The sequence below is a fragment of the Halobellus sp. GM3 genome (genome assembly GCF_052545375.1).
In genome coordinates, this window is sequence record NZ_JBQWLT010000006.1 from 76728 (window position 1) to 89780 (window position 13053).

The following is a 13053-nucleotide window of genomic DNA, read 5'->3' on the forward strand; positions in this document are numbered from 1 at the left end:
GCGTGATACGGGCGCCGCTCAGTCCGACTGGATGCGCGGCGCGAGCATGTACGTGACGTTGCCCTGCCCCTCGGCGACCGCGTAGTGGATCTTCACCGGGAACTCCTCGCCGAGTTCGATGGTGACCTCCGCGTCCTTCGGGATGGCCTTGTTCATATCCTTCAGGTAATCGAGCGAGAACAGCGAGTCGGCGGCGCCGGCGGTGAGCGCGATGAGGTCGTCGGCGTCGAGCTCGAAGTCGACGTCGTCGGTATCCCCCTCCGCTTGGATGTGGAACGCCTCCTCGGTGGCGTCGACGCGGAGGCGGACGTGATCGGAGACCATGTCGGCGGCCTTGATCCCGCGGTCCAACTGCGCGCCCTCGAGGACGATTTCCGCGGACAGATCGAGGTCGGGGATGTCGGGCTCCTGTCGGATCGAGTCGGGGTCGATGAGCGCGAGCGTCGAGGAGAGGCCGTCCATCCGGATGTTGAGTTTCCGCGTCTCCTCGTCGAGTTCGAGCTCGACGAGCTGATCGCCGCTGGCCATCCCCACGAAATCCTCGAGCTTCGCGAGGTTGACGCCGATGACCCCCCCGTCGGCCTCGTAGGACTCGAACGCGGCGGCGTCGAGCGACAGATCGACCATCCCGACGTTCGCGGGATCGACGGCGCGGATCGACAGCTCGTCCTCGTTCAGACGGATCTTGCACTCGTCCACCAGCACGCTCACCGAGTCGAGCGCGTCCTGGAGCGTAGACGCGCTCACGATGGCCTTGAACATACGGACGCTGGTACGACAGCGGGCTTAAAAATACTGGTCCTTCTTCTTCGCGCGCGCGTCGTGCGAAACCGTCACGGGACGGCTGTCCGGGACCATCGGACTTCCCGGATGACAGTCCGGGACGACCGGGCTTCCGGGACGCGTCCTTACCGAGACGACGATATATATCTCCGCGCCGCGTACGACCGCTATGCGCGAACTCGTCTTCGCCCTCGAATACGAACCCGGCTGCAACAGGGTAGCGGACACGCTCTCTGAGCACCCCGAGGCCCGGATTCGCTCCCTCTCGCTGCACGCGACTTCCGAGCGCCTCTGGCGCGTCGACCACGTCACGGGGACGCCCGAGTCGCTCTCGGCGGTCGAGACCGCGGTACTCGACAGCGACTACTACGCGGACTGCCTCGCGACCGAGCACTGCGGCGCGACCCAGTCGACGGAGGTCCTCGACCACACCGACGAGACGCTCGTGCTCTACTCCTACTGGGAGCGGACTCCCACGTGCGCGTCCGTGCCGCACATCGCGCTGGATCACCTCGGCGACGGCGTGCTGTTCGACACGCGCAACGAGGGCCGACACTACACGTGGCGCATCATCCACTCCGGCACCGGTGACGTCGCGGCGTTCTTCGAGGAACTGGAGGGCGCCGTCGGCGAGTGCGCCCGACTGGAGGTCCTCAGAACGGCGAGCGCGTCGCGTTCGGGGTCCTCGGGAGAGGAGGCGAACGCGCTCTCGCCCGAGCAGGAGGCGGCGCTCCGAGCGGCCGTCGAGCACGGCTACTACGAGTCGCCGCGCGAGATCGACGTCGGCGGGCTCGCGGCCCACCTCGACGTGCCGCGGTCGACGCTCACGTACCGGCTCCGGCGGGCCGAGGAGATTCTGGCCAAGCGGTACGTCGACGACGGACGCGTGACGGGCGCGCCGTCGATTCCGCTGTAGCCCCGGTCCGCGCCTCGATCAGCGCCCCGAGAAGCCCACCGTAGTTGGAATATTCCAACGAACATTTATCGAACTACTCCCCCTAGCCACACTCAATGGACGACGAGTCTCCGTCGGGTCGAGCGAGTGGCAACGGGGAGCGAGCAGAGCTGACCGCTCGTCTCAGCGTCCCGGAGATGGACTGCCCCTCGTGTGCGAAGAAGGTGGACAAGAGCCTCCAGCGCGTCGAGGGCGTCGCCGACGTCTCGCTCCGACCGGTCACCGGCACCGCGACGGTGAGCTACGATCCCGATCGGACGACGGAGGCCGCCGTCGTCGAAGCAGTCGAAAACGCGGGCTATGAGGTCGTCTCCGACGAGTCGATCGACGGGTCGGCCGCGAGTCCCGCGCCGCACGGAACCGCCGCGGCGAGCGGGTCCGACGCGACAGGCGGCTCTGCGGCCCACGCACACGCTGCGAGCAGCGTCGCCCCGCCGGCGGCGGTGTGGACGAGCCCCCGCGCGAAGAAGACGTGGCTCGGCGCGGCGTTCGTCGTCGCCGGCCTCCTCGTCGAGTTCGTCCTGACGGCCCAGAACGTCGCCGTCGCGAGCGTCCTGGGCCGCGGCCTCTCGGTCGCGGACGTCCTGTTCCTCGGAGCGGTTCTCGGGAGCGGCCTGCCGGTCGTTCGGGACGGGTACTACTCGGCGCGGAACCGGAGTCTCGACATCGACCTCCTGATGGGTACCGCCATCCTCGCCGCGACCGGAATCGGCTACTTCGTCGAGGCCGCGACGCTGGCGGTCCTGTTCAGCGTCGCCGAACTGCTGGAGGACTACTCGATGGACAGAGCGCGCGACTCCCTGCGGGAGCTGATGGAGCTCTCGCCCGACGAGGCGACCGTTCGGCGGGACGGCGCCGAGGAGACGATTCCAGCCGAGGACGTCGCCGTCGGCGAGACGGTGATCGTGCGTCCGGGCGAGAAGATCCCCCTCGACGGAATCGTCCGCGAGGGCGAGAGCGCGGTCGACGAGTCGCCGATCACCGGCGAGAGCGTCCCCGTCGACAAGGCGGCGGGCGCGGAGGTGTACGCCGGCGCGATCAACACCGAGGGCTACCTCGAGGTCGAAGTCACGTCGGTCGCGGGCGACTCGACGCTCTCGCGGATCATCGAGATGGTGCAGGGCGCACAGGAGAAACAGACAGAGAGAGAGCAGTTCGTCGACCGCTTCGCGGGGTACTACACGCCGGTCATCGTCGTGCTGGCGATCCTGACGACCGCGGTTCCCCCGCTTTTGATCAGCCGGCCGTTCTCCGTCGGCGTCGCCGGCTACGCGATCACGTTCGCCGGCGATTGGGGGACGTGGTTCGTCCGCGGTCTCACCCTGCTCGTGATCGCCTGCCCCTGCGCGTTCGTCATCTCGACGCCGGTCTCGGTGGTCTCGGGGATCACGAGCGCCGCGAAGAACGGCGTCCTCATCAAGGGCGGCAACCACCTCGAGGCGATGGGCGACGTCGACGTCGTCGCCTTCGACAAGACCGGGACGCTCACGAGGGGCGAACTGGCCGTCACCGACGTCGTCCCGCTCGGCGGCCGCAGCGAGCGCGACGTCCTCCGGTACGCCGCCGGACTCGAACGGCGGAGCGAGCACCCGATCGCCGCCGCGATCCTGGCCCGCAGCGAGGCCGCCGGCGTCGCGGACGTTCCGGAGCCGTCCGCCTTCGAGAGCGTCACCGGGAAGGGCGTCCGCGCGACGATCGACGGCGAGACGCTCTACGCGGGGAAGCCGGCGCTGTTCGAGGAACTCGGCTTCGACCTCGCGACGTCTCGACACCGCACCGACGGCGGGCTGGTGTCCGGCCGAGCGGCTGGAGAGGACCTCCCCGACGCGCTGGCCGAACTGGAGCGCGAGGGCAAGACGGTCGTCCTCGTCGGGACCGACTCGGCGCTCATCGGGCTCGTCGCGATCGCCGACGAGGTCCGTCCGGGCGCCGCGCGGACCGTCGAGCGCCTCCGCGAACGCGGCGTGGAAGCGGTGATGCTGACCGGCGACAACGAGGGGACGGCGCGCGCCATCGCCGAGGCGGTCGGCGTCGACGACTACCGCGCGGAACTCCTCCCTGAGCAGAAGGTCGCGGCGGTCGAGGAACTCCGATCGACTCACGGCGGGGTGGCGATGGTCGGTGACGGCATCAACGACGCCCCCGCGCTGGCGAGCGCGGACGTCGGTATCGCGATGGGTGCGGCGGGGACCGACACGGCGCTCGAAACGGCCGACATCGCGCTGATGGGCGACGACATCGGGAAGATCCCCTACCTGTACGCGCTGTCGCACACGGCCAACGGCGTCATCCGTCAGAACATCTGGGCCAGCCTCGGCGTGAAGGCCGTGCTCGCGCTCGGCGTCCCGCTGGGCTTGGTCAGCGTCGCGCTCGCCGTCGTCGTCGGCGATATGGGGATGAGCCTCGGCGTGACGGGCAACGCGATGCGGCTGGCGCGGATCGATCCCGAACGGTTCTCCTGACGCCACGCCTCACCCGCTGAAAGCTTATCACGCCCGCGCCGGAACGCACCGATTGCGATATGATCCGCGCCGCCCTCGCCGCCCGGCCCCTCCAGACGCTCAAGTTCGCCGTCGCCCTCGCCGTCCTCGTCTTCGGCGGCCTCGGGCTCTTCGGCGTCCTCCCCCACCAGCAGCTCACGGCCCTCCTCTGGTTCCCGGTCGTCGCGGTCGCGCTCGCGCTCGTCGTCGTCGGAGAGACGCTCGTCGCGGGGTACCGGGCGGTTCGGTCCGACGACCCGCTGGCCGTCCAGAGCGTAGTCCGCCCGGCCTACACGCTCGTTCGGGCGGTCGAAGCCGCCGCGGCGGTCCTCACGCTCGCGGGTATCGCGGGAGCCATCGCGATGGTTCCCGACGGCCCGATGGCCGGCCCGGGCGCGATCGGGCTCCTGTTCATCGTGGTCGCGTTCGGCCTCCCCGCCGTCGTCGGGGTGCTCGTCCGCACCACCGTGGAGTTCTACTCTGAGTTCGTCTCCGGTGGCGGGCCCGCCGGCGACGCCGCGTCGAACTGACGGCCATCCGATGTGCCTTTCCCGGTCGGCCCCCTGCAGAAACGTATGAACGCGAATTCGACGGTGGGTCCCGCACGGGACGGCGGACGGGATCCGGTGGGAGACGCATGACGGGTCGCGACGAGTACTACAACCGCGCGAAGCAAGAGGGCTACCGGGCTCGGTCGGCGTACAAGCTGAAGCAACTCGACCGAGAGGCGGGCCTGTTCGGCCCCGGCAACACCGTCGTCGACCTCGGGGCCGCCCCCGGCGGGTGGCTGCAGGTCGCTTCGGAGGCCGTCGGCGAAACGGGCACCGTCGTCGGCGTCGACTTCCAGCGCATCCGCGACATCGACGCCGCGAACGTCGAGACGATCCGCGGGGACATGACCGACGAGGAGACCAAATCCGAGCTCCGAGAACGGATCGGCGAGGAGGGCGCGGACGTCGTCATCTCCGACATGGCGCCGAACATGACCGGCGAGTACTCGGTCGATCACGCCCGCTCGGTCCACCTCGCTCGGCAGGCCTTCGAGGTGGCACTCGACCTACTGCCGGCCGGCGGCGACTTCGTCGCGAAGGTGTTCGACGGTCGCGACCTCGAAGAGCTCCGAAGCGACGTCGAAGCGGAGTTCGAGTACGTCCGTTCGATCCGCCCCGACGCCTCGCGGGACTCCTCCTCGGAGCTGTATCTGGTGGGCAAACACCGCGTTACGGCACCGGTTCGCGAGGGCGACGAACTCGACGTCGTCGTCGACGACGTCGGCAGCGAGGGCGACGGCGTCGTCAAGATCGACGGGTACGCGCTCTTCGTTCCGGAAACGGAGACGGGCGATTCAGTGCGCGTCCGGGTCACCGACGTGAAGTCGAACTTCGGCTTCGCCGAGGTCGTCGACGGGGACGAAGCCTAATATTCTCACCCCGTGGGAAGGCCTCTCTTCCCGAGCGGCCGTGATATTCCTCTGAGAATACCGATCGGTCGGCCGTTTACGTCTCGACCCCTCAGTCGGTCGCCCAGGCGTTCTCCTCGCGGTCGATCTCGGACCCGCCAAAGAACGCGACCACGGCGTAGACGAACGGCGTGTCGACGAGCGCGATGAGCAGTTTCAGGAGGTACTGGCCGACGATCAGTCCGAGGATCACCGAGACCGGGAGGACGTCGCCGAAGCCGAGCAGCCGCGGGGCGACGTAGAACGCGACGCCGACGAAGAGCACCGTATCGATCGCTTGACTCGTCGCCGTCGAGACGATGTTTCGGAGCCACAGCATCGACGACCCGGTCGCATCGCGGATGCGGTGGAAGACGAGCACGTCCCAGTTCTGGCTGACGAGATACGCGAGCAGGCTGCCGAGGACGATGTTCGTACCCGGCGCGAGCACCGCGCGGTACTGTCCGGCCGCCTCGGGGTTCGCCGCCGGCGCGAGTATCGTACTCCAGACGAGCGCGAGGAGGACGAAGTTCATCGCGAAGCCGACGTTGACCATCACCTGCGCCGCGCGGCGGCCGTAGAGCTCCGAGTAGCAGTCCGACGCGAAGAACGTCAGCGCGTACGCCAGCGCTGCTCCGGGGAGGATGATACTCGCGCCCGTAACGGGCAACTCGACCGGGAGATCGAACGCGAGCAGCTTCGAGGCCGTCAACTGCGCCGTCGTCAGCGCGGTGACGAAGAGCGCCACGAGCGCGATCCGGCCGGCCTGCGAGCGCGTCTCACTCATCGTCGAGCCGCCCGTGTCGCGAGTCGATCTCGTCCAGTACGTCCAGCGTCTTCCTGATCGACGCGCGGACCGCGTCGCTCCGGTTGACGAACTTCCCGTCGTCCCCGACGTGCTCGTCGAGGTCGGTGAGGAGCTCCTCGGGGATCTCCACGCTTATTTTGGGCATATTCGGAGATTCTCTCGCGAATATTTATGCGTTCGCTCTCGCGACGTCGGTTCTCGAAGAGACACGGTCGACGACCGATGTGCCGCCCCAGTAGCCACAGCAGCCGAACGCCGCAGCGTCGAACGCAATTAACGCGTGAACGAACGTCGCCACCGCAGAATCGTTGTAGCGGTCTTCCGGTCTCGGAGGACCGCGGTCATCGCGGCGCGGGAACACAAGCCCACATCACACGTCCGCGCCGCGAGCGGGCGAGAGATCCCGTCGGCCACCGAGGGTGAGCACGAACAGGACGCCGAGGCCGATGCCGTAGGCGACCATCAGCGGGATCGTCACGAGGAACATCGTCAGGACGTCCGCGGGGGTGAACACCGCCGCGAAGGCGAGGACGCCGACGGTCACCTCCCGCCAGCGCCCCCGCATCGTCCGATAGCCGACGCCGGTGCTGTTGAGCAAGATCATCAGGATCGGCACGTCGGCGAGGAGGCCGATCCCCGCGGTGGTGAAGAAGATGAGCCAGAAGAAGTTGGTGATGCGGTAGGCGATCACCATGTTCGCCAACACGGCGTCGTTGACCAGCCACGAGATGACCGTCGGCGCAATCGTCGTGTAGCCGAGGACGAACCCGCCGAGCAGGCCGACCGCCAGCGTCCCGGTCCAGACGAACACCGCGCGTCGGCGGTGCCGGACGATGTCTCGCTCTCTGAGCGCCGGCCACGCGTAGTACGCGAGAAGCGGCGCGGTCACGATGGCGGCGACGATCGTCGAGAACTTCACCTCGAACACGAGCGCCTCCATCGGGTGGAGGGCGACGACGTTGAGGACCTCGTCGGGCGTCACCTGCGCCGGCAGCCGACTGAGGAAGTCCTCGTAGACGCGCTTGATCCCGCCGGTGTACAGCCAGCCGAACGTGCCGGCGAGCACGAGCATAAAGACCCCGACGAGACGGAACGCGTTCGAGGTGACCGATTCGAGGATGAACTGGAGGTCCGTGTAGTAGCCGCCGATGTCGTCTTCCTCGTCGGCGATCGCGACGGTGCCGTCGGCGTCGTCGCCGCCTGTGCCGTCGTCCGCCGCAGGGGACGCGTCACTGTCCCCTCTGAACGCGTCGAAGAACGCGTTTCCGGCGCGTGTGGCCCGATCGCCGATCGATCCCGTCGCCGATCGCCCCCCGGCGGCGCTCTGGGACCCGCTACCGGATGCGTCCGATTCGGCGGCGTCCTCGCTACCGCCCTCGGTGTCTTCGCCGTCCCCTGCCGCGGCGTCGACCGCGTCGAAGCGGTCGACGATCGTTCGCGCCTTCTCCTTCTCGCCGGCGTCGAGGGCGTCGCCCGCGGCGGCCATCACCTCGTCCTCGCTCATCGACTCGAACACCTCCGGGGGAGCGGCGCGGACGCCGGCCGCGTCGAGGTCCGCGAGGTCGATCGCACTGGGATCGCCCACGCCGGCCTCGACGATCGCGAGGTCGTCGAGGTCATAGTAGACGAAGTACCCGACGGCGACGACCGCGCCGGCGAGCGCGGCGAGGAGGGCGTACCCGCCGAGCACGGCGAGCGACGACGGCGCGTAGACGACGTAATCGCTGCCGATCATCGCCAGCGCGTCGTTGACGTAGCCGACGCCGCCGTACTCGAAGAACGCGTAGACGAGCGCGCCGCCGAGCACGCCGACGCCGGCGATGGCGTTCCAGTGCGCCCGGACGCTCGCTTTCACGTCCATCTTCTCGCTCCCGCGGCGAGCGGTGGTCACGACTTTTGCGAGATAGAGGCTGACCCCGTAGAGCGCCAGCACCGGGATCGCCCACATAATCTGCGTGAACGGGTCCGGCGGGGTGAACATCGCGCCGACGGCGAAGACGCCGACGACGGCGTGGCGCCACTTGTCGCGGAACGTCTCGTAGGGGACGATCTCGGCGTACGACAGACCGGTCATCACGAGCGGAAGCTGGCTCGCGAGGCCGAACGACGCGGTGAGCAGGAAGATGAACTGCGCCCACTTGACGATGGAGTACGTCGGCGAGAAGCCCGCCGCGATGGCGTTCTGCGCGAGGAAGGCGAACGTGAACGGGAAGAAGACGAAGTAGCCGTAGGCGACTCCGAGGACGAAGAGCGTCGCCATCGCGAGGAGGATCAACGCGAGCTGCCAGACCGGAACCGGCGAGCTGGGCCACAGCCCGCGCTCTTTCAGCGCGTCGCGGGAGAAGTAGATAAACGCCGGAAGGGCGAGGACGACGCCGACGACGAGCCCGATCTTCGCCTGCAACAGGATGACGTCGAACGGCGTCTGCGCGATGATCGACACCTCGCCGTCGACCTGCGCGGACATCTGCGCTCGCGTGATCCGCTTGAGAAAGTCCCAGATGTAGAGCCGGAGAGCGTAGAACGTGCCGAGAAAGCCGACCAAAAAGAAGATGAACACCTTCTGGAGGTCCTTCTGCGCGGCTCGAAGCATCGCGCCGGCCGTCTCGCGGCCCGCGTCGAGCGTTTCTCTGGTGTCCTCGTCGAGCGCGCTAGACATAGGTGAAGTGAGCCCGTTCGCAGTTATCAATCTTTTCGACCGGCGCCGACGCGGGCGGAGGGTTCGAATAACCGCGCGGCGACGGGTTCGACGGCCGGGCGACTGATCCCGCCGCGTGTCCGCGAAACCCTGGTTTTTTGTCTCCGCCCCGGATCTGTAAGCGAAGCTATGGGCCGATACCTGATTTCGGATCACCACTTCGGCCACTCCAACATCATCGACTACTGCGACCGACCCTTCACCTCGGTCGGCGCGATGGACAACGCGCTGCTCGATCGGCACTACGGGACTGTGGGGGTCGACGACGTGCTCGTCCACCTCGGTGACGTCGCGATGGATATGCGCGACGGCCGGACGACGATCGAGTACTTCGAGCAACTGGGCGGCGATCTCCTGATCGCCGGCAATCACGACGTCGGGCTCGACCCGGACGCCGCGCCCTTCCCGGTGCTCGACGCCTGCGTCCTCGAACGCCGCGGCCACTCGTTCTACTGTACTCACCGCCCCGAAGACGTGCCGGACGCCTGGGACGGCTGGGTGATCCACGGCCACATCCACAACAACGACCTCGAACGGTTCCCGTTTCTCGCGTACGACGACAAACGCGTGAACGTCAGCGCCGAGGTCCTCGGGTACCGGCCGATCGGCTTGGACGTTATCGCCGACCTCGTTGAGGCGGCGGCCCCCGGAGATCGCCTTCGGTTGCGAGAGGACGCAGTCGACGGAGAGGCGAATTCTCTCTAGACACACTGAACTGGACCGCTGGACCACCGGACGAGATGACGACCCGACGGTGTCGTGCGCTCTCCGATCGACGGGAGCGATCTCCGCCGGCGGAACAATGCGGAAAGGCCTATAAGAACCGGGCGGTGAATCTCTGGTGAATGGGCGACGACTCGGAGCGCGAAGCGGAGACGTCTGCGGATTCGGAGGCGTCCGCGACCGATTCTTCGACGGGCGACGACGCCGAGCGCGGCGCGTCGACCGCGAGCGGATCCGCTGCCGGCGACAGTGAGGACCCCGACACCGAATCCGGTTCCGAATCCAGTTTTGACTCGGCACCCGCTCCCGATGTCGAGACCGCCGACAGCGACGAACCCACGGAAAACGACGAATCCGTCGACGACGGGGGCGACGGATCTGAGGCGTCCCCGAGCGACGGTCCCACCGAAGACAGCGCTGACGGCGGTGCCGGTTCGGGCGGAGAAGAGTCCGAGGCCGAAGAGTCAGAATCCGAAGCCGAACAGGAGTCCGACTCCGGATCCGAATCCGAGACCGAACAGGAGTCTGAGGAGTCCGACTCCGGATCCGAATCCAAGACCGAACAGGAGTCTGAGGAGCCCGACTCCGGCGTCGCCGGCGACGACACCGACGAACTCTGGCCCGACGCGGAGACCGGACCGAGCGACGCGGTCGACGCCGACGCGGTGCCCGGAACGGACGGCGGCGCGCCGGCGAGCGTCGGCGACGCAGCCGCCGGGACCGGCGACGTCGAGTCCCCCGACCCCCTCATTGACGAGGGGATCGCGGGCGAGGGTCCCGAGAGCGACGAGGAGATGCCGCTGGCGGATCACATCGAGGAGATGGTCCGTCGGCTGGCGGTCGTCCTCGGGATCGGCGGGATCGTCACGCTGCTTTTGTACCCCGGCTCGGACCTCCTCAACTCCGCGTTCGGCTTGGATATGATCAGCTCCACGGAGGTCATCGACTTCCTCTGGAACAAGCACATCCCCGGCGCGCCGGAGATGGTCGATCGCCGACCGCGGCTGTACGGCCCGCTCGAACTGCTGTTGACGGAGCTGAAAGTCGCCGCGCTCGGCGGGCTCATCGTCGGTCTCCCGGCGTTCGTCTACCAGACGTACCTGTTCATGCGACCGGGGCTGTACGCGAAAGAGCGGCGGTACTACCTCGCGGCGGTGCCGACGAGCCTCGTGCTCGCGTTCGTCGGGATCTCCTTCGCGCACTTCATCGTCCTGCCGGCGATCTTCGCGTACTTCACCTCCTACACCACCGGCACGGCGGTCGTCGCGTTCGGACTCAAGGAGACGTTCAACCTCATCTTGATCCTGATGGGCTACAACGCCGTCATCTTCCAGATCCCGCTGTTCGTGATGCTGGCGATCATGATGAACCTCGTCACGCGGCGGTGGCTCGAAACCCGTCGCCTGCTCTTCTGGGGGACGTTCCTCGGACTGGCGTTCCTCGTCAGCCCCGACCCGACCGGGATGGCGCCGATCATCATCGGCGCGACGATGATCGTCCTCTTCGAGGGGACGCTGTTCGCGCTGCGGTGGACCTCGAGGGGGTCGCTGGCGCCCACCGCCGAGGGACTGGCGGCCCGCCGCCCCCACGCCGCCGTGCTCGCGGCGCTCGTCGGCTACCTCCTCAGCCCCCTGCCGGCCCCGACGGGCTATTACGGCCTTCTTCCCTCGATAGCCGTCGAGGCGCTCGCGGCTAACGACCTCGCGGTGTACACGCCCCTGATCATCGCTGGCGGCCTCGTCGGTGTGTTCGAACTCGTGTCGTTCCTCCTACGCCGCTACGGCCGCTCGCGTCGGACGCTGCGGGTCAGTCTCGCCGTCGGCAACGTCCGCCGCCCGGTGTGGCTGCTCGCCGTCGTCGTGGGCTATCTCGGCAGCCCCGATCCGGCCGTCCTCCGGTGGGCCACTGAGTTGAATCTTTACCCGGCGCTGGCCGGCGGGATCGCGGTCGGGCTGGTGCTCGGCTACGAGGCGCTTCGCCTCCTGCTCGCGTCCCGCGAAGATCGTGCGGCCTAAACTGTCGGCTGTCACCTCATAACCGGCCGAACGGCCAGAACCGAGGTCACGACGCTCCGACCCGACTATCGGCTGCCGGCGCGGCATCATACCGACTGCTGTACCTATTTATCGGCGCTCACCGGCCCGGTGTGGTGAGCACCGGTAAGAGACCACGCACTCATTCTCACTCGCCGGCGGTCGGGTAGTCGGCCTCGAAGACGTTTCCGACGACCGGGTCGCCGTCGTCTCCCCCGCCGTCGCTCGGACTGACACTTCCGGTCTGATAGCCGTGGAGGTCGAGGGTCACGTGCTCGAAGCCGAGCTCGGCGAGGCGTTCGCGCGCGGCGACGACGAAGTCGTGATTCAGCGCGGCCTCCAGTTCGTCGGCGGCGATCTCGATGCGGGCGAGGCCGTCGTGATCGCGCACGCGGAACTGCGAGAACCCCCACTCCCTGAGCACGCGCTCGGCCTTCTCGACGCGCGTGAGCCGTTCGTCCGTCACTTCCAGCCCGGTCGGGATGCGCGAGGAGAGACACGCCATCGAGGGCTTCTCGGCGACCGAGAGGCCGTAGTTGTCGGCGATCGCTCTGACCTCGTCTTTCCCGATCCCGTGCTCCAGAAGCGGCGAGCGAACGTCGAGTTCCTCGACCGCGCGCAGCCCCGGTCGGTGGCTCTCGCCGGGATCAGAGGCGTTGGTACCGTCGCAGACCGTTTCGGTTCCGAGATCGTGGGCGGCCTCGTACATCCGGCCGAGGCGCATCGTCCGGCAGTGGTAGCACCGATCGCCGTCGTTCTCGACGAAATCGGGGTTGTCGAGTTCGGAGAACTCGACGATCTCGTGGCGGATTCCGATCTCGCCCGCAACGCGGCGGGCGTCGTCGAGTTCCGCCGCCGGGAGCGTCTCGGACTTAGCTGTACAGGCCACCGCGTCGTCGCCGAGCGCGTCGTGTGCGAGCGCGGCGACGACCGCGGAATCGACGCCGCCGGAGAAGGCCACGAGGACGCCGTCGCGCTCTGCGAGGGAGTCGCGGGCGGCGGCCGCCTTCGCCTCCGTATCCGGCTCCGTGGCCCCCCTCGCGCTGTCGGAATCGGTGTCTGTCCGGACGTCCGCGTCCGTCTCGGTTCGCATACGCGCTCTACCGGGTGCAGTGGCAAAAGCGCGTTGTCGTCG

At 68.0% G+C, this 13053-nt stretch carries 10 protein-coding genes and 1 pseudogene; 6 read left to right on the forward strand and 5 right to left on the reverse strand.

Annotated features, from left to right (window positions below):
- Window positions 1–18: 18 nt before the first annotated feature.
- Window positions 19–762, reverse strand: coding sequence for a DNA polymerase sliding clamp (locus ACT3HL_RS10850; protein ID WP_445086852.1), 744 nt, complete (start codon window positions 760–762; stop codon window positions 19–21).
- Between the two features lie 190 nt (window positions 763–952).
- On the opposite strand from ACT3HL_RS10850, the gene ACT3HL_RS10855 reads away from it, so the two are divergent.
- The 4 genes from ACT3HL_RS10855 (at window position 953) to ACT3HL_RS10870 (ending at window position 5638) form a co-directional block, all read left to right on the forward strand.
- Entirely contained in the window at window positions 953–1699 is a 747-nt protein-coding gene (locus tag ACT3HL_RS10855) for a helix-turn-helix domain-containing protein (RefSeq protein WP_445086853.1), read from the forward strand.
- Window positions 1700–1794: 95 nt separating this feature from the next.
- Window positions 1795–4200 (forward strand): heavy metal translocating P-type ATPase, encoded by a 2406-nt coding sequence (locus ACT3HL_RS10860; RefSeq protein ID WP_445086854.1) that lies wholly within the window; start codon window positions 1795–1797, stop codon window positions 4198–4200.
- A 59-nt stretch (window positions 4201–4259) separates the two neighbouring features.
- The gene (locus ACT3HL_RS10865; protein WP_445086855.1) at window positions 4260–4748 is read left to right on the forward strand and encodes a hypothetical protein; all 489 of its coding nucleotides are present in this window, start codon (window positions 4260–4262) and stop codon (window positions 4746–4748) included.
- Window positions 4749–4855: 107 nt separating this feature from the next.
- Window positions 4856–5638, forward strand: coding sequence for an SAM-dependent methyltransferase (locus ACT3HL_RS10870; RefSeq protein ID WP_445086856.1), 783 nt, complete (start codon window positions 4856–4858; stop codon window positions 5636–5638).
- 91 nt (window positions 5639–5729) lie between these two features.
- Here the strand turns inward: ACT3HL_RS10870 and ACT3HL_RS10875 are convergent, their stop codons facing one another.
- From ACT3HL_RS10875 to tatC, 3 genes are all read right to left on the reverse strand, one after another.
- Window positions 5730–6443, reverse strand: coding sequence for a queuosine precursor transporter (locus tag ACT3HL_RS10875; protein WP_445086857.1), 714 nt, complete (start codon window positions 6441–6443; stop codon window positions 5730–5732).
- Window positions 6436–6609, reverse strand: coding sequence for a ribbon-helix-helix domain-containing protein (locus ACT3HL_RS10880; protein ID WP_445086858.1), 174 nt, complete (start codon window positions 6607–6609; stop codon window positions 6436–6438). The genes ACT3HL_RS10875 and ACT3HL_RS10880 overlap by 8 nt, the downstream gene beginning before the upstream one ends.
- Window positions 6610–6834: 225 nt before the next feature.
- Complete coding sequence (gene tatC / locus ACT3HL_RS10885) at window positions 6835–9123, reverse strand: twin-arginine translocase subunit TatC (protein WP_445086859.1); 2289 nt, start codon at window positions 9121–9123, stop codon at window positions 6835–6837.
- A gap of 168 nt (window positions 9124–9291) precedes the next feature.
- On the opposite strand from tatC, the gene ACT3HL_RS10890 reads away from it, so the two are divergent.
- Both ACT3HL_RS10890 and ACT3HL_RS10895 read left to right on the forward strand, forming a co-directional pair.
- A complete protein-coding gene (locus tag ACT3HL_RS10890) occupies window positions 9292–9867 on the forward strand; it encodes a metallophosphoesterase (RefSeq protein ID WP_445086860.1) in 576 nt (191 codons plus the stop codon).
- A gap of 140 nt (window positions 9868–10007) precedes the next feature.
- Window positions 10008–11426, forward strand: a pseudogene (locus ACT3HL_RS10895) (twin-arginine translocase subunit TatC); the annotation flags it as partial.
- A 640-nt stretch (window positions 11427–12066) separates the two neighbouring features.
- Here the strand turns inward: ACT3HL_RS10895 and larE are convergent.
- The gene (larE, locus tag ACT3HL_RS10900; protein ID WP_445086861.1) at window positions 12067–13011 is read right to left on the reverse strand and encodes an ATP-dependent sacrificial sulfur transferase LarE; all 945 of its coding nucleotides are present in this window, start codon (window positions 13009–13011) and stop codon (window positions 12067–12069) included.
- Window positions 13012–13053 lie beyond the last annotated feature (42 nt).